Source organism: Flavobacterium hiemivividum (assembly GCF_004349145.1).
Taxonomy (GTDB): domain Bacteria; phylum Bacteroidota; class Bacteroidia; order Flavobacteriales; family Flavobacteriaceae; genus Flavobacterium; species Flavobacterium hiemivividum.
Genome location: NZ_SMFO01000001.1, coordinates 897781 through 919163, shown reverse-complemented (window position 1 = coordinate 919163; position 21383 = coordinate 897781). Strand labels below are relative to the sequence as shown.

Below are 21383 nucleotides of genomic sequence, written 5' to 3'. Positions count from 1 at the left end.
CTTTACTCAAAGATAATGACTTACTTTCAATCGTTTTTAGAACTTTTAACTTAAAGGCTTCACTATAATTTTTGTTTTTTTGTATTGGTAAAAGACCTTCAATTCCAAATTCATGATAACACCTAATCCAATCTTTAAGGCTGGTTTTTCCTATGCCATTTTCTTTAGATATAGAAGTTATTGATTGATTTTTTTTTAAAACTTCATTTACACAGCGAAGTTTAAATTCATAACTGTACTTAACTTTTCTTTCCATAAAAATGCCCCCAAATAGTGTCTAACTTTTTGGGGGCAGTGTAAATTGAGCGGTTTATAAATATCCTAAACAAAATAAATTATTCTTCTATTTTTTGAAATGCATTTTTAACCATTTCTTTTTCTTTTGGAAACCAGCCTTGAGTTATTAAAACCAATCCAAAAACCATTAAAACAATACTAATTCCTTTCTTAATTTTAAGGATATTTTCTGGAGTCATTTTAGATTTTAACTGTTTAGCTAATAGTATTTTAAAACAATCTACTAACAAATAACTGATAATTACTGCACTAAAAAAAGTAAACATTCTAGAGTTTTGCATGTCTAATTTTGGTCCAACTGAAATGATTATTGCTAACCAAAAACCCAATACTCCAATGTTAATAATATTCAAGAAAAATCCCTTAATAAAAAGACTGAAATAATCTTTTCTAATGATTTCGCTATCGATTTTCTTAGTATCAACCTTCTGTTCTTTTCGTAAACTAATAAAAGAAATAATTCCATAAGCCAACATTATTATACCTCCAAATATAAAAAGAGCGGGTTTGTCTTTTAGTGATTGAATTAACCTGTAACTCCCTAGATAAGCAATACCTATAAAAACAATATCTCCTAAAATAACTCCTAAATCAAACACTATTGCAGCCCTGAATCCTTTAATAATACTCGTTTCAAGTAAGATAAAGAAAACAGGACCAATCATAAAACTTAAGAAAATTCCCCAAGGAATTCCGGATAAAATATCGTTTATCATTAAAATTTATAACTATAGATTATTTTTTTTCTATAATAGTACCACCAAACAATGTTTCTTTATTGATTTGCTTTGGACTTCCATAAATGTAAATCGAGCCTCCTGCTTTAACTTTTGCATCAACAAGGGTTGTAGCGTGTATTTCGGCATTTCCTCCCGCAGCAACGCTTATAGTCGTTTGTGAAGTATGTAAATCTTTAGAATTCAAAACCCCGCCAGACATAAGTACGACATCTTGATTTAAAGCTTTCCCTGATAATTCAATTATTCCTCCTGTAACCGCTTTTACATTTACTTTATCAACATCTAGATTTAAATGAATCTCTGCTCCTTCTCTTGCATTTAAATCCATAATCGTAGCTTCAAAAGTTTCCTCACTAGAAATATAAGAACCTTCACTAGCTGCAATTCCATCAATATTTTTATAATATAATTTGATAGAAATATCATTTCCTGACAATAATTTTGGAAATGGCATTCTTAATTTTAATTCTCCATTTTTATTAACGGCCTCCACTTCTTGTTCTCTACCTCCAGAAATAACTACTTTGTTTTCTGAAGACGCAATTAATACAACATTTAGTTTGTCATAAACTTTAACGGTATTAAAATCACCTAAGTTTTTAGTGACTTGTGCAAATGTTGTTTGAGCAACAAGTACAAATAATACCAACACTACTTTTTTCATAATTTATTTTTTATTTAACTGCTTCTTCAATTCTTCTAATAAAATTAAAATCCAGTTGTTTTTTTACTAAATCAGCATTTTTAACCTTAACGTAAATCTCGTCCCCTAATTGCAATAATTTTTGAGAAGTCGCACCTACTAATGCATATTGTTTATCATCAAAAGTATAATAATCGTCTTTTATATCACGAATACGTACCATACCTTCACATTTGTTTTCAATAATTTCGACGAAAATTCCCCATTCTGTAACACCAGAAATTACACCCAAGAATTCTTGATCTTTATGATCTTGCATGTATTTCACTTGCATGTATTTAATAGAATCTCTTTCGGCACTGGTTGCTAATCCTTCCATTGACGAAGAATGCAAACATTTAGTTTCATAAGTTTCTTCATCTACTGATTTTCCGCCGTCTAAATAATGCTGTAGCAAACGGTGTACCATAACGTCAGGATAACGACGAATAGGTGATGTAAAATGTGAATAATAATCGAATGCTAGTCCGTAGTGACCTATGTTATCAGTAGAATATTTGGCTTTACTCATTGTTCTAATGGTTAAAGTATCTACTAAATTTTGTTCTTTTTTACCTACAACTTCACTCAATAAACTATTCAACGATTTCGAAATATCGTCTTTACTTCTCAAATCAATTTTATAACCAAATTTTGCAATAACGGTTTGTAAGGCTACTAATTTGTCAGCATTAGGCTCATCGTGAATTCTATAAATAAAGGTTTTCTTTTGTTTTCCAATAAATTCAGCTACTTTTTTATTGGCCAAAAGCATAAATTCTTCAATCAAATGATTGGCATCTTTCGAAACTTTAAAGTAAACGCCTTCTGGTTCGCCTTCTTGATTTAAATTGAATTTTACTTCAACTTTATCGAAAGAAATCGCTCCATCATTCATTCTTTTTCTTCTAAAAATCTTAGCTAATTCATCCATTTTTAAAGTAGCAGCTACAATCTCATCAGAAACTACATAAGAACTTCCTGTAATGGAAATTTCCTCAGGAATTGTATTGTCTTTGGTTTCTATGATATATTGTGCTTCTTCGTAAGCAAAACGTTGATCCGAATACATTACTGTTCTTCCAAACCATTCATTTACAACCTCACATTTATCAGTGATCTCAAAAACTGCCGAAAAAGTATATTTTTCTTCATTGGGACGCAAAGAACAAGCAAAATTAGACAGCACTTCTGGTAACATGGGTACTACCCTATCAACTAAATAAACAGAAGTTGCTCTTTGATAAGCTTCATCATCTAAAATAGTTCCTTCCTCGAGATAATAGGAAACATCGGCAATATGAATACCTATTTCATAGTTTCCATTTTCTAATTTTTTGAATGATAAAGCATCATCAAAATCTTTAGCATCTTTTGGATCAATAGTAAAAGTCAAGGTATCACGCATATCGCGACGTTTTGCAATTTCACTTTCTTGAATCGAAGTATCAATTTTTTGAGCAAAGGTTTCCACTTCAATCGGAAACTCAGATGGCAAACCGTATTCAGCAAGAATAGCGTGAATCTCGGTATCGTGTTCTCCTGGTTTTCCTAAAACTTTTATTACTTTACCAAAAGGACTATCAGCTCTAGAAGGCCAGTCTTCGATATGAACCAAAACTACATCTCCTTGCTCTGCCTCTCCTATTTTATCCTTTGGAATAAAAATATCAGTATACATTTTTGGATTGGCTGTAGAGACAAAAGAAAAGTTCTTCTGAATATCAATTACTCCTACAAAGTCAGTTTTATTTCTTTCGATAACTTCAATAACCTCACCTTCAGGTCTTTTCCCTTTTCTGCGGTTATAAACATATACCTTTACTAAATCTTTGTCTAAGGCATGGTTTAAGTTGTTGGTAGGAATGAAAACATCTTCCTCTAATTCAGCACATACAAAATAGGCAGTTTTTCTACCTGTCATATCAATCTTACCTTCGTAGTACTCTTTACTTTCAGCTTTGATTAAATATTTTCCAGGCTCTGATTCAATTATTTTACTTTGGCTAGCAAGTATCTTTAAATCCTTTATAATTTGGTTCCTACTTTGGGTATCGTCGAGCTCTAGCTTGGCTCCTATTTGTTTATAATTGAATGCTTTATTAGCACTTTGCGATAATATTTTTATAATTTTTTCAGAGAAATCTTTCTCTTTTTTTATCGGCTTTCTTAATCTTTTACTCATAAATCTTTTCTTAAAAGTCGAAAATTACGAAATAGTTAGGCAGTTATGAAGAAAAAGAGACAGATTTAAAGAAAATATAACTTTACAGAATAGTTGTATCTTTATTAAAACAATAAAAAATGGAAGCATTTATCACCATAGCCATTTTCGATTACATCCATGAAATAGAAATTCTAAAACATCGATTAGATCAGGAGGGTTTACAGTATTATTTTCAGAATGAATTGATGTCATCGATTGTTCCCATGTATTCAACTGCTCTTGGCGGAATCAAACTTAAAATTCATCCAAATGACATTTCTAGCGTAACAGCAATTTTACAGGAAATGAAGTACGATAACAATTTAAAAATTGTTTAATTTTTCTTTAAAGTTGTCAACACATATATAATACAACAAAAAGAAAAATTAAATTTAAATTATTTATTAATGGGTATTATAGCTTGTTAATAGTGGCTATAAATATTTGAAAAAAAGTATTGGAACCAAGTTTTAGTAGTTTATTCGGAGTTATCAACAATGTTATATTTACTTAAATATCTAGTTCTAAAGAGATTTTAGATTTTAATTAACAATGGTTGATAAACTAAAATCATTTGAATTTGTAAATAAGTATTTCTTTAAAATTTGTTGATAAACTAGTTTTAAGTATTGATAAGTATTCTAAAAATTCATGAAAGTAAATTAGGATTTCTAATGTGGGTTTTTGATTACTTATTTTTTCCATACTACAAAAATATAGTTCTAATATTCTATCTCAAGTTATCAACAATCAATGTTAATTTAAAGTTAACTGAATATCAAGTGATTGAGTTCTACTATTAACAATGCTATTTTTTAACAAAATAATTTAAAATTATTTATTGATTATCAATGTTTTATGAAATAATGATAATTGTTGATAACTGCCAAACTTACTCAAAATCTGAGCATTACAGTTGGATTAAACATGAGTCTTAGCTTCGTTTTAATTTTTTAAAAATAAAGAATTCCAGACTTTAGATATACAAAATTGTTTTTGGTAAATTTGCAGCACACAACTTAATATATAAATAATGAAAATAGCAATTGGAAATGACCATGCAGGTCCAGAATATAAAAAAGCCATTGTTGACATGCTTAAAGCAAAAGGGTACGAAGTAACTAATTACGGTACTGATTCTAGTGATAGTGTAGATTATCCTGATTTTGCACATCCGGTTGCAACTGATGTAGCAGAAGGAAAAGTTGATTTTGGAATTATTATTTGCGGAAGCGGAAATGGAATTGCAATGAGTGCTAACAAACATTCGAAAGTACGTGCTGCTTTATGCTGGATGAAAGAGATTGCGGCTTTAGCTCGTCAACACAATGATGCTAATATTATAAGTATTCCTGCTCGTTATACTTCTATTCCACAAGCACTAGAAATGGTGGAAACTTTTTTAAACACAGAATTTGAAGGTGGAAGACACCAAAATAGAGTGAATAAAATTGCTTATTGCTAATTTTTGAAATATAGATGTATCACATCTAAGAATCTTATAAAAATCGCGTAAATATTTCAATGATATTTAGGCGATTTTTTATTTTTTTAGTGACCGAATTAACGTTTTATTACTATAAAATCATAACGATACAAAAAGTAAAAAACTACTATTTGTAATAAAATAATTCCCCAAAACTTCATTAGATAACTTCTTTTTGCCGTTTTATGTCTAAAAAATAGCATTGCAAGTCCTGAACCTATTGTTCCTCCAATCAAAACTAAAGCTAAAAGTGTTTTTTCTGACACTCTTCTTTTTTTGGCTTTTGCTAAATATTTATCATAGCCTATTAGTATAAAAGCAATTACATTAACAATCAAAAAACAGTAGAATAAAACAATCATTTAACTTAATTTAAGTTTCAAAGATATTATTTTAGCTGTTCGAAAAAAACTAAAATGACTAACATACAATTCATATCCAAGTTCGTTGCCACGGCAGCAATCAACATTCAAAAAACAGTTCAATTATTACAAGAAGATTGTACGATTCCGTTTATTTCTAGGTATCGAAAAGACACTACGGGAAACCTTGACGAAGTACAAATCGAAAATATCGCAAAGCTGCAAAAAGAGTACGAAGTTGTAGTAAAACGCAAAGAAGCCATTTTAAAATCAATTATGGAGCAAGGCGCGATGAACGAAACTTTGTTTGCTAAAATTGATAAAAGTTTCGACCTTCAAGAGTTAGAAGATTTCTACTTGCCGTATAAAAAGAAGAAGAAAACCAAAGCTGATGTGGCTCGTGAAAACGGATTAGAACCTTTGGCCAAAATCATCATGGCACAAAACAATGATGATGTCGATTTTATATCGACAAAATATATAAATGATACTGTCATAAATAAAGATGCAGCGCTTCAAGGAGCGCGAGATATTGTAGCCGAATGGATTAACGAAAATAGCTATGTTCGAAAGCAATTGAGACGATTGTACGAACGTAAAGCTACGATCACAACCAAAGTTGTAAAAACAAAAAAAGACGAGGAAGCGGCTCAAAAATTCAATCAATATTTTGATTGGTCAGAACCGCTAACTAAAGCGCCTTCACATCGATTAATGGCCATTTTACGCGCCGAAAATGAAGGTTTTATTAAGTTTAAAGTCGAAGTGGACCTAGATGAAGCCTATGATATTATTGATGCATTAGTTTTAAAAGGGCAAAATAAATCGACTCCACATGTACAGCTTGCTATTGAAGACAGTTATAAGCGCTTGTTGAATCCTGCCATTTCTAATGAAGCTTTGCAGGAAGCAAAGGCAAAGGCTGATGCTAATTCGATTCAGGTTTTTGCTAATAATTTGGGACAATTATTATTGGCGCCACCTTTGGGCGAAAAACGTATTTTGGCAATTGATCCAGGATTTCGCTCTGGTTGTAAAATCGTTTGTTTGGACGAAAAAGGGGATTTATTGTACAATGAAACGATTTATCCGCATGCGCCTCAAAACGAAAGTGCTATGGCAATGAAAAAAATTCGTTCGATGGTGAATTCTTATCAAATTGATGCCATTTCGATAGGAAACGGAACTGCTTCCCGCGAAACTGAATTTTTTATCAAGAAAATAGCTTTTGATAAGCCGGTCCAAGTTTTTATCGTTTCGGAGGCAGGTGCTTCTGTATATTCCGCTTCTAAAATTGCCCGTGAGGAATTCCCTAATTTCGATGTTACTGTTCGTGGTTCGGTTTCTATCGGGCGACGTTTAAGTGATCCTCTAGCTGAATTGGTAAAAATTGATCCAAAAGCTATTGGCGTAGGCCAATACCAGCACGATGTAGATCAAACAAAATTAAAAGAAGAATTGGATAATACGGTAATTCGTTGCGTGAATTCCGTTGGAATAAATATCAACACGGCTAGTAAACATTTGCTAAGTTATGTGAGTGGAATAGGAGAGAAGCTTGCCGAAAACATTGTAAACTATCGTTCAGAAAACGGCCCTTTCGAAAATAGAAAGCAACTGAAAAAAGTACCTCGTTTAGGCGAAAAAGCGTACCAACAAGGTGCAGCTTTTATTAGAATTTCGAATGCTAAAAATCCGTTGGATAATTCGGCTGTTCATCCAGAAGCCTACGGAATTGTTGAGAAAATGGCCAAAGATTTAAAATTGACCGTTAATGATTTAATTGCTAATAAAGAAAAAACAGCTTTAATAAAACCAGAGAATTACATCACTCCAGAAATAGGTTTACTAACCTTAAAAGACATCATTAAAGAGCTTGAAAAACCAGGGTTAGACCCAAGGAAGTCGGCAAAGGTTTTTGAATTTGACCCCAATGTAAAATCGATTAAGGACGTAAAATCAGGAATGATTGTCCCAGGAATTGTCAACAACATTACTAATTTTGGTTGTTTTGTAGATATTGGAGTAAAAGAAAGTGGTTTAGTTCATATCTCGCAGCTCAAAGCAGGCTTTGTAAGCGACGTAAATGAAGTTGTGAGGCTACACCAACATGTAGAAGTTAAAGTGACAGAAGTCGATGAGGATAGAAAAAGGATTCAGTTGACGATGATTATTTAAAAGAATTATATTAAAGAAAACCAGTTTCAAATAATGTGAAACTGGTTTTTTAGTAATTTGATTTGTTTATATTTTTTATAGCTGAATAACGCCACCTAAGTTGAAGCTATAACCTGCATTAAGAATACGCTCATCAGTAGCTTTATTAATATTTGTTAGACCGTTGAAGAACTGAGCGTCAATTAGAAGACCAAATTTTTCGGTAATTTCAATTTTGTATCCAATTCCATAACTAAAACCTAGCTGGAAGGATTCAAGAGCGTTTTTTGGTAATTTTATGGTAGTTCCGTTTGCATTAAACTTTGCGCTGGTTAAAAAGGAAGGACTTAATCCAAAATTTAAATTCCATTTGCGCGTACTTCCAAAGTGCCAGTTGGCATTAATTGGAATACTTAAATAATTTAATTGATCCTCATATAAAAAGCTTTGACCATCACGGTATTTACCTCCCATTTTGTCAGCAACTAATCCTGATCTTAAGCTCCATCTGTTGTTAAAATAGTAATCAACTGTGACACCTAATTCTACTCCTGAATTAGAATTAGTAAAGTTTTCTTCGTTTTGTTCAGCAAAACTAGAAATCCCAATTTTGGGTGTAATTTCGATAGTTCCTTTGTCTCTAGATTGAGCATTGACAAATCCAAAAGTAGCCAACGCCACTAATGACAATAAAATCTTTTTCATATTTATATTTGAGTTAATATTTATAAAGTAAATGTAATAAGTATCTTCCAAATAAAATATAAAATAAGAAAAATCATTAGTATAAAATCATCAGCTTATTTTAATTGAATATTTGATGTATTCAGTTGACGATGATTATTTAAAGTCATAAAAAAAGTCCCGATTATGTCGGGACTTTTTTTATTTTTTTTCGTTTTCAGTTTCGTCTTTCTTATCAGCTGAAGGCTCTTCTTTAGCGGCATTTTTGAATTCTTTAATTCCGCTTCCTAATCCTTTCATTAATTCTGGAATTTTCTTACCTCCAAAAAGTAATAAAACAACTGCTAATATAACAAGGATCTCTGTAACACCAAATCTTCCCATGATTGAATAGTTTATGCCGAAGCAAATTTGTAATAAATCTTGGGACAAAGGTAAATAGAATAACTTAATAAGAATTCAATTTAGTTCAATTATTTAAATGAGTTATAGTTAAAAGTGTATTAAAAGAAAATCATTTCCAGGATTTAAGTCGAAGTAACTAACCAAGGCCCTTTGGTCGACATTAATTATTATATTTGTAAGATAAAGAAAAAGTATGTCAGGAAAAAGATTGAAAAGGAAAAAACTTCACAGTAAATTATTCACTAAAAACCGATTGGTTATTTTGAATGAGGATTCCTTTGAAGAAATATTTTCTTTAAAATTAAATTTAATGAATGTTTTTGTTGTTGCGACTATTGGAGCTATATTTTTAATCTCTGTCACTACTTTTATTATTGCTTTTACCCCATTAAGAGAATTTATTCCGGGATATTCCTCTTCGAAATTAAAAAGAGATGCTACTGAATTAGCCTTAAAATCAGATTCATTAACCATTGCATTGAAGAAAAACGAGGCCTATATTCAATCTATTCAAAAGGTTCTTAATGGCGAATTAGAATATGCAAAATTCAACAAAGATTCGATACTTGCCACGAGTGAGGAAGTGGTTCCACAAGTAAAGTTATCGGCATCAGAAGAAGAATTGGAATTAAGAGAACAAGTCGCTAAAGAAGAGAAAAATTCCCAACAAACCGCTACCAAAGGGAAGACTACAAACTCTAAAAAATAAAAGCATTGTGCCGTTAGGGCAAAACCCAAAAATTATGTCAGTAAAATCAGCCGCAGCAAAACTGTTTGCAAAAAAAATATATAAGAAAACCCAAGCTTGGGCAAGTAATCCCGTTGAGAGTCAACAAGCTGTTTTTAAATCGTTAATCAAAGAGGCGAAGAAGACACAATTTGGAATGGATCATCATTTTGACCAAATAAAAACTTTTGAGGATTTTGCAAAACAAGTTCCAGTTAGGGATTACGAGGACTTAAAACCCTATATTGAAAAAGTGGTCAAAGGAGAAGAGAATATTCTTTGGAAAGGAAAACCACTTTATTTTGCCAAAACATCAGGAACAACTTCTGGAGCAAAATACATTCCGCTTACTAAGGAATCGATGCCATATCATATTGAAGCAGCTCGAAATGCCATTCTACTGTACATTCATGAAACTGGCAAGGCGGATTTTGTGGACGGAAAAATGATTTTTCTGCAAGGAAGCCCAATTTTAGAAGAAAAACACGGAATACAATTTGGCCGACTTTCAGGAATTGTAGCGCATTTTGTTCCAAAGTATTTGCAGAAAAATAGAATGCCCACTTTGGCTACTAATTGTATCGAAGATTGGGAAACTAAAATTGATGCCATTGTCGAAGAGACATTCGATAAAAACATGACTGTAATTTCAGGAATTCCATCTTGGGTTCAAATGTATTTTGAGCGTTTGCAGCAAAAAGGAGGCAAGACCGTAGGTGAAATTTTCAAAAACTTTAATTTATTTATTTATGGAGGTGTAAACTACGAACCCTACAGAGCCAAGTTTGAAAATCTAATAGGTCGAAAAGTGGATAGTATTGAGTTATTTCCAGCTTCGGAGGGATTTTTTGCCTATCAGGATTCGCAGAAGGAGAAAGGAATGTTGCTGCTTTTAAATGCAGGAATATTTTATGAATTTATCAAAAGCGATGAATTTTATTCTGATGCCGAAGGCTTGGGACCAAGGCGATATACCATCGGAGAAGTAGAATTAGGCGTTAATTATGTTTTGATAATTTCTACAAATGCTGGACTTTGGGGATATAATATTGGGGATACCGTGCAGTTTACTTCCTTAAAACCGTATCGAATTATCGTTTCTGGAAGAATTAAGCATTACATTTCTGCTTTTGGAGAACACGTGATTGGTAAGGAAGTAGAATTTGCCTTAAAAGAAGCGATGGAAGGAACAAAGGCAAGGGTAAATGAGTTTACTGTTGCTCCGCAAATAAGTCCGTTAGAAGGCTTGCCTTATCACGAATGGTTCATTGAATTTGAAAATGAACCAGAAGACGAAGCTGCTTTTAAGGAAGCGCTAGATCATGCAATGAGAAAGCAAAATATATATTATGACGACTTGATTGTAGGCAATATTCTGCAGAAAGCGGTAATCACAAAAGTGGCAAAAAATGGTTTTCAAGATTATATGAAATCGATAGGGAAATTAGGAGGTCAGAATAAAATCCCCCGACTTTCAGATAACAGAACAATAGTTGATGTATTAAACATAAAATAAAAGAATTATATTCGTTGGTTACAAAAAATAAAAAAATGAAAGAAACTAAAAATATATCTCGATCGCGTGCACAAGAATCATCGGCAGCCATTGAGAAAATGTACATTACAATGCGCCATTTGTTTAACAGAGGTTTTTACAAACCAATGGGAATTTCTGGAGATACCTTGCGTGAAGCATTATTAACACTTCGCCCAGAAATATATGGGAATATCGCTGAAGAAAAAGTAGAATTAAATGGACTTTTGTACGTTATTGAACGACTTCCTCTAGGAATTGAAGAATGTAGATTTATTAACCTTACTTCTGATGAAGGCTATTCTAGGTCTCATTTTCAGGCTATAGTTCCTCCAAAAAGGAAAAGAAATTGTTACCGGATCGACGAAGAACAAATGAATGTGGAGATTACAAGAGGTCGTTCAGATATATACGATATTTTGACGCATTTGACCTTTATTTTTATTGAATCACATAAAATACGAAATCGAGTTTTGCTTGATGATTCTGGTGAAGTATCTCGTGATTGGATGAAACTGCAACAGGCAGTTTCTCAAAATAAAAAATTGCCTCTTATCGAAAAAGAGAAAGCAATTTCGCACGCAGCCAATGTCCTAGGAAGAACATTTGAAGAAGTTTTAGATATCTATGATGCATTTGGATCAGATGCTGCACCGGATCGTTTTTTACATGTGATTTTCTGGTTGGGAAAATTAGCTATTGAAGAAATTACCGATAATAATAAGAGAACCATCACTTTCAGTCCTATTTTGCGTGAGCGTTTAGGACATCATATTCATGGTGAAAAATGGGCTACAAGCATCAAGGAAGTCTTGAAAGAGAATGGACTCTTAGACCGACCAATTCACGTTATTAGTGCCAATATGCACAGTGTAATGAATTCTATTTTTGCCACGACTGTATTAAAAACCAAGTTTAAGGATAAATCAGATTTCTTCATTTATGAAGAATTGAGTAGATCTGGAGCCCATGAGGTGCGTAGCAAAGTTGAAGAAGTAGCTTTAAAACAAGGAATGATTTCGATACCAGACACTTCTGGAACTAATATAGATGTCCAAATTTTTGACACAGCCAAAATTAATTGGGCAAACTCATCCTTTCCAACAGCTAATTTAGGAGATAAAAAACCGGTGCTGATCGTAATGGATTACGCATTTGGTGAGCAAGCCTATGAAACAATTGACGAGTTATTAAAACCGTTCAAAAAAGATATTTTACTGAATGTAGAATCGGTTTCTATAATGGGAAAAGCGGGAATTCTAGAAGGTGGCAAAGGAGATATCATGATTCCAAATGCCCATATCAATGAGGGAACTGCGGATAATTATTTTTTCCATAATGAATTAACTGCTGATATGTTTGTGGGGAATGGAATCGAAGTTTTTGCTGGACCAATGGTTACAGTTCTTGGAACATCATTGCAAAACAAGGATTTATTAAAGTTTTTCCATGAATCCACTTGGGGTGTAATAGGTTTAGAGATGGAAGGTTCTTACTACCAAAAAGCCATTCAATCAGCCTCTAAAATCAGAAAAAGTGTTCCCCAAGATGTCAAAGTGAGATATGCTTATTATGCATCAGATAATCCTTTGGAAACTGGAAGTACTTTAGCTTCAGGCGGACTGGGAACAACGGGTGTAAAGCCTACTTATTTGATTACCATAAAAATATTGGAGCAGATTTTCAACGTAAAATAGCAATTTAGGATGAGTACAAACGTACCCCAAAATCACGAAAATCAAGAAATTGATTTGGTTCAAATTTCAAAAAAAATAGGAAGTCTTTTTCAAGAATTGAATGCATTTATATTTAGATGCATTCATTTTTTTATAAAAAATGGGGTACTTATTGTAATCTTATTAGTTATCGGATTTGGGTTAGGATATTATTTGGATAAAAATCAAAAAAAATACGATCATCAAATTATAGTAGCGCCAAATTTTCAGTCAACAGACTATTTGTATTCCAAAATTGATTTATTGGCTTCTAAAATTTCAGAAAAAGACGTTCAGTTCTTGAAATCTATCGGTATTAAAGACCCATCACAACTAACCAAAATTTCAATTGAACCCATTGTTGATGTTTATAAATTAATAAGCAGTAATGAGCAAAACTTTGAACTTTTGGAGTTATTGGCTCAAAACGGTGATTTAAAAACAATCGTTAAAGAAACTACGACCGGAAAAAATTACAATTATCATACTATTATTCTTTCTACAAATGGAGTAACAAGCCAAAATAACGTTGTGGATCCAATATTGAATTATTTGAACAGTAATAGCTATTTCAAAAAAATACAAAAGATTTCAGTTGGTAATATTGAACAAAAAATCAAGGAAAAGGAAACTACAATTGTACAAATCGATGGAATTGTAAATTCATTTTCTAATAGAGCTGGAAACGCGCAAAACAGCGATAAACTCATTTATTACAATGAAAATACGCAGCTAAATAACATTATTAAGACAAAAGATTCATTGGTAAATGTTTTGGGAGTCTTAAAGATTGATTTGTTTAATTCTAGAAAAGTCATCAATGACAACGCTATAATTTTGAATATTAAAAACAATAAATTAATCAATGGGAAAATGAAATTAGTTCTTCCCTTATTATTAATTTCATTATTTGTTTTCATTCGGTTGTTTGTTTTATTTTATAAGAAACAGTCCATTAGACAACAAGAAATGGCTAATAATTAGCTTCGAATAAAAAATATTTTGCAACTTCGAAGAAGCTGAAAATTGTAAGAATACAAATGATTTTTTCATACATCAAAGCTTTGATGAGAATAACAAACAGCCCCAAATAATGCGATATTTTCTTCAAAAAATCAATAAAGACGCCTTCGTTCTACAGAGCTTTATTACCTTATTCTTAAGGGTTTTTGGAGTTGTTGTTTTATTTGGATTTACATTATTTCTCACTAACAATTACGAGCCAAAAATAATAGGACAATATGATTTTGTACGCTCTTTTCTCTTCGTAATTGGTAGTATTTGCTTATTGGGGTGTGATCAGTCTATTTTGTATTTTAAAGGCAGATTAAATGGCTCAAATTTAGAAGGTGGATTAAAAAACACTTACAAAAAGATGGTGCTACTGCTTTTTGCAATGGCTATAATTTTATTTTTAATTGTCTTGGCCATCAATAAAGAGTGGATTAACTCTTATTTCTCAGACCCTGAGTTGTATTCGATTCTTTTAAAATCTACTGGAATTCTTTTTTTCTATTCATTGACAGTTTTGAACACAGAAGTTTTTAGAGCATTGGAACATTTGTATGTTGCAGAGTTATTTAGAAATACTATTAAGTATTTTCCTGTTATGTTTGGTGCAATTTTGCTCTTGTTTTATGGGAAAGAATCTTACTTAGCAGAAGTTTTTCTTTTGGGATTTATTGTTTTGGCAGTAGTAACCACCGCAATTATCTTTTATTATTTTAGTAAAATGGATGGTAATTTTAAACAAGAATCATTTTCGTTAAAAGAAATTACGCTAAAGTCTTACCCTATCGCAATAAGCGGAATGGCCATGTTTCTATTACTGAGTTTTGATATTATATTCTTAAAAAAGTATCGGGATGATGCAACTGTTGCTTATTATTCTGTTGCCATAAAAATAATGACCATGCTTACTATGGTTATATTAACAGTAAACATTACTATTTCGGCTAAAATTTCCGAGTATTTCGCAGCTAATAATACATTAGAATTAAATAGAATTATTAGAAAAAGTGCCCGTTTAATTTTCATATTAACCTTACCGTCGGCCTTATTTATGTTTTTTTTTTCAGAATATCTACTGCATTTTTTTGGAGAAAATTATCTTATTGCAAAAGAGACCTTACTAATATTGATAGTAGGGCAGGGATTATGTTCTATATTTGGTTCAGCATCAGTTTATTTAAATATGACCGGAAGACAGACTGTTTTCCAGCAAATACTAATAGTTGCAGTAATCATTAATTTTGTCTTAAATCGAATGTTAGTACCAAGATATGGTATGAATGGTGCCGCAATTGCTTTTGTGTGTAGTTCCTTCTTTTGGAATTTTATTTCAGCGATAGTTATTTATAGAAAAGATAAAGTAAAAGTTTTTTTAAATTGATTTATAGAAGAGATACAAAACAAGGTAGTTGATCATGAAAATTTTAATTCAGAAAAATAAAGCGAGGTTTCTTTTCTTGTTTATTGCCAATTTATTTGTTGCAGTAACGGCTTTTTATATTTTACCAAAGCGCTTTTTTTATGACGCTGCCATTATTGCATTCGACAGAGGAAATGAGATTGGTTTTTTTGGAAGTTATCCGTTAACTATCTTGTTTTATAAAGTTACAGGTTTGCGCTATTTACCTTTTCCCTTAATTGCATTAATTCAATATCCCGTTCTTGCTTATGTTTTATATAAAGTGGGAATTCCAGCTAATTTTGATAAAATTAATGTAAAAAATCTTTTGGTTTATTTAGGGTTTTTTATGATGGCTATTTTTATGTCGATGCCTTCCAAGGAGTTTATTACTTATTTATATTTAGCACTCATCGTATTTATTTTTAAAAATGAGAGTATCTCTTTCAAAAAATCAGTGTTTTTGTCTCTATTTTTATTGGCAATTTTAGGTGCTTTTTATCGCCCGTACTTTTTATTAATGCCAATTATTGCATTCGGAATGTATCTCGTAAGTTTTATTAGTTTTAAAAGTAAAACACTAACTACGATTTTTTACGGACTTTTTATCGCTGTTTTTTTGTCCCTAAGTTACGGATTAGTGAAAGGAAAATACCTTTCCGAAAGTAGTAGGGAAGTCGTTAACAGTGCCAGGTTGCAGTCTCAAGATGCCAATTCTATGATTGTCTCGCCGATTAAACCAGACACTTGGTATGGTGAAACTGTGGGTATTGTTTATGGTTTTTTCACGGTTAATTTCCCTGTAAATGGCTTAAAATATCTTTTATCACCTCAAATTATTGCGTTCGTGATTTGGCAGCTTTTATTGTTTTATATTCTCTTTGTGCGCTTTTCTCGTTGTCTAAAGAATAGAAAAGAACAGGAATACGAATTGTGGATATTGCTTATTTTGTTTTCATATTTTATTGTTCAAGGGGTTTTTGAGCCTGATTTAGGAACTGCCATTCGTCATAAAATAGGAGTGTTTCCTTTAATTTATTATGCCTTATACTATGAACATTTCAGAAAAAAACTTTAATAAAATTTTCAATATTTTTCTGATTCTAATAGCAAGTACCATGATTTTTAGAAAACCATGTACTTGGATTATTATTGGATTTGTCTTGTTTAATTTATGCTTTATAAAAAAAATTAAACTCAGTCGATTAGCAGTACTATTGGGTTTGGTGATTGCTTCACCCTTACTTTTAGAGATTTTATTTTTTTGGAATAATGATTCTTTAAGAGAAGGCTTGAAATCTCTGGAAAAAAGTATTTCCCTGCTATTCTTACCGTTGTTTATTCTGGGTAATTATCAGCGCGTGCAGTTTAATAAATTACTGCAATATTATAGCTATGCAACAACTGTGATTGTATTGTTTTTCTTCATTCGGTTCATTGTCGTTTATCCAGGGTTGATGAATAAGTATTTAAACGGAATAGATCTATGGGAAATGGGATACAGTTTCTCTAATTCAGTCGGAATTCATGCACCGGCACTCAATATGCATCTTGCTTTTGTGGCGATTATTAATATGTATTTTGTTGTTTATTCTTTTCGAAAAAAGGAAAATTTAGGGTATCAATTCCTTAGAATATTGCTTTTTGCACTTTCTTTTTTCTACGTTCTTTTTGTAAATACCCGCATGGCTCTTTTTAATGTTATAGTAGGTACAATTATCATTTTTTTCTACGAAGTCATACGAAATTATGATTTTAAGAAAGTTGTTTTAAGTCTAAGTTTTGGGGTAGTTATATTAGGAGGAATCCTTTTTCTTTTCGTCAAAAATAATCCTTACATGCAGGAGAAATATAGCACGGTAACATTTGCTTATATGGATAAAGTGGGGAAACTAGATGAGATTGAAAATCCGGAAGCAAAAGTTTTTAATTCATTTGTTACGCGTGTGTCTATTTGGAAATCTGCCTGGGAACTGTCCTTGGATCATCTGCCTTTTGGGGTTGGTGCTTCAGATGGGAAACCAGAATTATTTAAATATTATAAACAAACCAACCAGCATTTTCTAGCGAAATATGAATTTCCAACACACAATCAGTTTCTTGATTTTCTATTAAAATTTGGGGTTCTGGGCCCGTTGATAGTTTTTTTATACATTTTTACAATTGGCTATTTAGGTTATGATTTAAAAAATGGAATTGTTATATCCTTCTTTTTTCTCTTTTTTACTTCAAATCTTACTGATGATTTTCTGTTGCGCTTTGATGGAATAGCCTTCAGCGGATTTTGGTTTTCAGTCTTTGGCAGTTTTTGGCTGCAAGTGAAAGCTACTACTTGTAAAGAGTGATTAATTGTGTAAAATTTTTTGTGCTGTCAAATAAATATTGGCACCTTTCTAAGCCTTTTTTTCCAAAACGGTGTCGCACTTCTTCGTCTTTTAGAATTTCGATATAATTGTCTAATTCAGCAAGGTCGTTAAAAAGAAAACCAGTTTCATTATGTACCACTATATCTTTATTCCCAATAATATTTGTTGCCAAAACAGGTTTCTGCATCACCATTGCCTCGAGAATAGCAAGGGGCAATCCTTCCCATAGCGAAGTTTGAATGTAGATATCAATAGTATTAAGCGCTGTAAGTGCATCTTCTCTATCAAGGAACCAGCCAGTAATTCTAATATTTGGGGCGGTTAAAAGAGGTTTTAATTCTCCATCTCCAATCCAGACAAAATTGAGATTAGAATGTCTTAATGCGATTTCATTAAACAATGTCGGATTTCTAGCGGAAGTAATTCTCCCCAGGATGCCAATCGTTAGTATGGCATTGTTGTTTTTAGAAATGTATTTTTGCACCTTTTTAATATCAATTCCGTTTCTAAGCAGATGCGATTTTCCTATGTTTTTTGCGATTTCATATTCTGTGTCGCCACATGCAATAGTTGTTCCACCAAATATTCCTTGGAAACTACTTTCAATAGCACGGTAAAACTTTTTATTAAGATTGGGAGTGTCTGTACGAAGAAAAGCATAACCATGCGGCGTATAGAATAATTTTGTTTTTTTGAATAATAGAAAGCACGCAATTCGCCCTAAAACGCCTGCTTTTGAAGAATGAAGGTGAATGACATCTGGCTGAATTCTGCGCAATTCTTTAATTAATTGCAATAGTGATTTAAGATCTTGAAAAGGGGAAAATTCACGAACCATGTTTAGCTCTACAAGCGATACTCCTTTAGAAAATTCTGTATTTATTTTTCTTGAGTCAACTTCTACGCGGTTTGCGCTATAAATAATCGTGGTTTCGATGCCTTGCTTTATTTCAGCATCACCAAAAAAAAAGGATAACTCCTTGAAATAAGTATTAACTCCTCCTGCAAGTGCTTCAACTATATGGACAACTTTCAAATTTGGTGGTTTTGTTTTTGTAAAAATATATAAAATTAGCCTAGGATTAGTGTTATTCAGTAATGTTATATGGGTGATAATATAAAATTAGTAGCGGTTTATCTTATTGGATCGAGAGACTGCAAAACCTATTTTATTAAATGTTTTTTAATACCTTGCAACTGTAAAATTTATTTATGAAAAGGATACTTATCACTGGTGCAGCTGGATTTTTGGGATCACATTTATGTGACCGTTTTATTAAAGAAGGTTATTTTGTTATTGGCATGGATAATCTCATCACTGGAGATTTAAAAAATATAGAACACCTGTTCAAACTGGAAAATTTCGAATTTTATCATCATGATATTACTAAATTCGTCCATGTTCCAGGTCAGTTGGATTATATCTTGCATTTTGCTTCACCGGCAAGTCCTATCGATTATTTAAAAATTCCAATTCAAACACTAAAAGTGGGTTCTCTTGGAACGCATAATCTGTTAGGTTTGGCAAGAGTAAAAAAAGCTCGAATTCTTATCGCCTCCACATCGGAGGTTTATGGAGATCCATTAGTTCATCCACAAACGGAGGAATACTATGGAAATGTAAATACCATAGGCCCGAGAGGAGTTTATGACGAAGCAAAACGTTTCCAAGAATCCATAACTATGGCCTACCATACTTTTCACGGTGTAGAGACCAGAATTGTGCGTATTTTTAATACTTATGGACCAAGAATGCGACTCAATGACGGCCGAGTTATTCCTGCATTTATTGGTCAGGCTTTGCGTGGAGAAGACCTAACTATTTTTGGCGACGGAATGCAAACACGTTCGTTTTGCTATGTAGATGATCAGGTAGAAGGCATTTTTAGATTGTTGCATTCAGACTATGTTTATCCGGTAAATATTGGAAATCCTGACGAAATCACTATCAAAGATTTTGCTGAGGAAATTATAAAACTGACTGGAACGAATCAGAAAGTGGTTTATTTCCCTTTGCCTGTTAATGATCCTTTGCAACGCCAACCAGATATTACAAAAGCTAGAGAATTATTGGGCTGGGAAGCTACAATAAACCGTGCCGAAGGAATGAAAATTACCTACGATTATTTCAAGTCATTGTCGAAAGAAGAACTTTCTAAAGAGGAACACAAAGACTTTTCGAGTTATATTAAATAAGCAGTTGAATCGAATAATATGCAGTAAAGAGAATATAATTGCAAATCATGACTGGATATAATATAGGAAGATATTCAAAATACATCAGACCCATTAGTATTATAATGGATTTGATGATTGTTTCAATATTATGTTTTTATTTGTTTGAATATCCAGTTCTCAACATTGGCTTTTTTAGTATCTATCTCATGTTTGGTTGGTGTGCTGTGGCTGTTTTTATTAATTTTTATGATGTATATCGATTTACAGCACCCATTGTAATCGCTACTAAAATCATAAAACAATGCATTCTATTTCTTTTAATTGTCATTGCTTTTTTTCCGTTTTCAAAACAATATGTTTTTAATGAGAAAACGGTGGCTGTTTTTATGTTGGTCAGTATTGCACTTGTTTCAATTTCGAAATTTACACTGTTTTATTTTCTAAGAAAATACCGAATAGCAACAGGAAGTAATTTCCGCAATGTCGTTATTATTGGATATAGCTCGGAAGCTATTCGATTAAAAAAACTTTTTGAATCAAGAAACGATTTTGGATATAATTTCTTCGGTTTTTTTTCGAATAAGAAAGAGAACATCGAAATTAAGGGAAAGTTAGAACAGCTAAAATCCTTTGTTATAGAAAACGAAATCGATGAAATTTACTGTTCCTTAGAGGAAGTTTCGAATGCGCAACTAAAGGAAATAATCATATTTTCGGATGAAAATAATAAAACAGTAAAATTTATTCCAGACTCGAAAGAGATCTTTTCAAAGAATTTACAAATTGATTTCTACGATTCTTTTCCGGTGCTTTCGCTGAAGAAAACAGTTCTAAACGATCCTACAATAAAAATATTTAAACGTGTATTTGATATTGTTTTTTCGCTAATTGTTATCATTGGACTGTTATCTTGGTTGATGCCAGTTCTGGCTATTTTGATAAAATTAGAATCAAAAGGGCCAGTGTTTTTTAGACAGGGAAGACCAGGAATCGATGAAAAAGAATTTCATTGCTATAAGTTTCGATCCATGCAAATAAATGGAATTTCAGAAACCGAAGCTTCTAAAAATGATCCTAGAGTTACCAAACTAGGAAAGCTAATGCGGAAAACCAGCGTAGACGAATTACCTCAGTTTTTTAATGTTCTCTTGGGTGATATGTCTGTTGTGGGTCCACGTCCACATTTGTGGTCGCAAAATCTGTCTTATGGAAGTAAAATTAAAAAATACCCAATTCGCCATTGTGTGAAGCCGGGTATTACCGGTTTAGCACAAGTAAGCGGATTTAGAGGGGAAATTGAAAAAGACAGAGACATGATCAACAGAATAAAATTTGATGTTTTTTACATCGAAAATTGGTCCTTGATTTTGGATTTAAAAATTATATACCAAACGTTGGTGAACATTTATAGAGGCGAAGAAAAAGCATATTAAA

The 21383-nt window shown here is 32.2% G+C and carries 20 protein-coding genes; 12 read left to right on the top strand and 8 right to left on the bottom strand.

What is annotated here, in order from left to right:
• The 4 genes from E0F98_RS04095 to rnr form a co-directional block, all read right to left on the bottom strand.
• A partial coding sequence (locus E0F98_RS04095; RefSeq protein ID WP_132109309.1) for a helix-turn-helix domain-containing protein occupies positions 1 to 256 on the bottom strand: 256 nt, incomplete at its 3' end.
• 79 nt (positions 257 to 335) lie between these two features.
• The gene (locus tag E0F98_RS04090) at positions 336 to 1013 is read right to left on the bottom strand and encodes a LysE family translocator (protein WP_132109308.1); all 678 of its coding nucleotides are present in this window, start codon (positions 1011 to 1013) and stop codon (positions 336 to 338) included.
• 19 nt (positions 1014 to 1032) lie between these two features.
• Complete coding sequence (locus E0F98_RS04085; protein ID WP_132109307.1) at positions 1033 to 1701, bottom strand: head GIN domain-containing protein; 669 nt, start codon at positions 1699 to 1701, stop codon at positions 1033 to 1035.
• A gap of 10 nt (positions 1702 to 1711) precedes the next feature.
• Positions 1712 to 3904: a ribonuclease R gene (gene rnr, locus E0F98_RS04080; RefSeq protein WP_132109306.1), complete on the bottom strand. Its 2193-nt coding sequence runs from the start codon at positions 3902 to 3904 to the stop codon at positions 1712 to 1714.
• A gap of 119 nt (positions 3905 to 4023) precedes the next feature.
• Here rnr and E0F98_RS04075 point away from each other — a divergent pair, with 119 nt between their 5' ends.
• On the top strand, positions 4024 to 4263 hold the full coding sequence (locus E0F98_RS04075) for a DUF2007 domain-containing protein (RefSeq protein WP_132109305.1): 240 nt from the start codon (positions 4024 to 4026) through the stop codon (positions 4261 to 4263).
• Between the two features lie 695 nt (positions 4264 to 4958).
• Positions 4959 to 5390: a ribose 5-phosphate isomerase B gene (gene rpiB / locus E0F98_RS04070; RefSeq protein WP_132109304.1), complete on the top strand. Its 432-nt coding sequence runs from the start codon at positions 4959 to 4961 to the stop codon at positions 5388 to 5390.
• Between the two features lie 98 nt (positions 5391 to 5488).
• Here the strand turns inward: rpiB and E0F98_RS04065 are convergent, their stop codons facing one another.
• Positions 5489 to 5773, bottom strand: a complete 285-nt coding sequence (locus tag E0F98_RS04065) for a DUF1294 domain-containing protein (RefSeq protein WP_132109303.1) — start codon at positions 5771 to 5773, stop codon at positions 5489 to 5491.
• Between the two features lie 54 nt (positions 5774 to 5827).
• Here E0F98_RS04065 and E0F98_RS04060 point away from each other — a divergent pair, with 54 nt between their 5' ends.
• A complete protein-coding gene (locus E0F98_RS04060) occupies positions 5828 to 7951 on the top strand; it encodes a Tex family protein (protein WP_132109302.1) in 2124 nt (707 codons plus the stop codon).
• A 75-nt stretch (positions 7952 to 8026) separates the two neighbouring features.
• Here the strand turns inward: E0F98_RS04060 and E0F98_RS04055 are convergent, their stop codons facing one another.
• Positions 8027 to 8635 (bottom strand): porin family protein, encoded by a 609-nt coding sequence (locus E0F98_RS04055; RefSeq protein WP_132109301.1) that lies wholly within the window; start codon positions 8633 to 8635, stop codon positions 8027 to 8029.
• Positions 8636 to 8815: 180 nt separating this feature from the next.
• Positions 8816 to 8998 carry a twin-arginine translocase TatA/TatE family subunit gene (gene tatA / locus E0F98_RS04050; protein ID WP_074720351.1) on the bottom strand — a complete coding sequence of 61 codons (183 nt, stop codon included), beginning with the start codon at positions 8996 to 8998 and terminating at the stop codon, positions 8816 to 8818.
• A 214-nt stretch (positions 8999 to 9212) separates the two neighbouring features.
• On the opposite strand from tatA, the gene E0F98_RS04045 reads away from it, so the two are divergent.
• From E0F98_RS04045 to E0F98_RS04015, 7 genes are all read left to right on the top strand, one after another.
• Positions 9213 to 9728 (top strand): peptidase, encoded by a 516-nt coding sequence (locus E0F98_RS04045; protein WP_132109300.1) that lies wholly within the window; start codon positions 9213 to 9215, stop codon positions 9726 to 9728.
• A gap of 34 nt (positions 9729 to 9762) precedes the next feature.
• Complete coding sequence (locus tag E0F98_RS04040; RefSeq protein WP_132109299.1) at positions 9763 to 11262, top strand: GH3 auxin-responsive promoter family protein; 1500 nt, start codon at positions 9763 to 9765, stop codon at positions 11260 to 11262.
• 35 nt (positions 11263 to 11297) lie between these two features.
• Positions 11298 to 12977 carry a DUF6909 family protein gene (locus E0F98_RS04035; protein WP_132109298.1) on the top strand — a complete coding sequence of 560 codons (1680 nt, stop codon included), beginning with the start codon at positions 11298 to 11300 and terminating at the stop codon, positions 12975 to 12977.
• Positions 12978 to 12986: 9 nt separating this feature from the next.
• Positions 12987 to 13979: a class III extradiol ring-cleavage dioxygenase family protein gene (locus E0F98_RS04030; protein ID WP_132109297.1), complete on the top strand. Its 993-nt coding sequence runs from the start codon at positions 12987 to 12989 to the stop codon at positions 13977 to 13979.
• A gap of 109 nt (positions 13980 to 14088) precedes the next feature.
• The gene (locus E0F98_RS04025; RefSeq protein ID WP_132109296.1) at positions 14089 to 15387 is read left to right on the top strand and encodes an MATE family efflux transporter; all 1299 of its coding nucleotides are present in this window, start codon (positions 14089 to 14091) and stop codon (positions 15385 to 15387) included.
• A gap of 34 nt (positions 15388 to 15421) precedes the next feature.
• Positions 15422 to 16483 (top strand): hypothetical protein, encoded by a 1062-nt coding sequence (locus tag E0F98_RS04020; protein WP_132109295.1) that lies wholly within the window; start codon positions 15422 to 15424, stop codon positions 16481 to 16483.
• Positions 16484 to 16523: 40 nt separating this feature from the next.
• A complete protein-coding gene (locus E0F98_RS04015; RefSeq protein WP_243699193.1) occupies positions 16524 to 17750 on the top strand; it encodes an O-antigen ligase family protein in 1227 nt (408 codons plus the stop codon).
• On the opposite strand, the gene E0F98_RS04010 is transcribed toward E0F98_RS04015, so the two are convergent.
• A complete protein-coding gene (locus E0F98_RS04010; RefSeq protein WP_132109293.1) occupies positions 17734 to 18807 on the bottom strand; it encodes a glycosyltransferase in 1074 nt (357 codons plus the stop codon). The two genes, E0F98_RS04015 and E0F98_RS04010, sit on opposite strands and share 17 nt — an antisense overlap.
• 176 nt (positions 18808 to 18983) lie before the next feature.
• Between E0F98_RS04010 and E0F98_RS04005 the strand changes: the two genes are divergently transcribed.
• Positions 18984 to 19967: a UDP-glucuronic acid decarboxylase family protein gene (locus E0F98_RS04005; RefSeq protein WP_132109292.1), complete on the top strand. Its 984-nt coding sequence runs from the start codon at positions 18984 to 18986 to the stop codon at positions 19965 to 19967.
• A gap of 47 nt (positions 19968 to 20014) precedes the next feature.
• The gene (locus E0F98_RS04000) at positions 20015 to 21382 is read left to right on the top strand and encodes an undecaprenyl-phosphate glucose phosphotransferase (RefSeq protein WP_243699192.1); all 1368 of its coding nucleotides are present in this window, start codon (positions 20015 to 20017) and stop codon (positions 21380 to 21382) included.
• Position 21383: the final 1 nt, after the last annotated feature.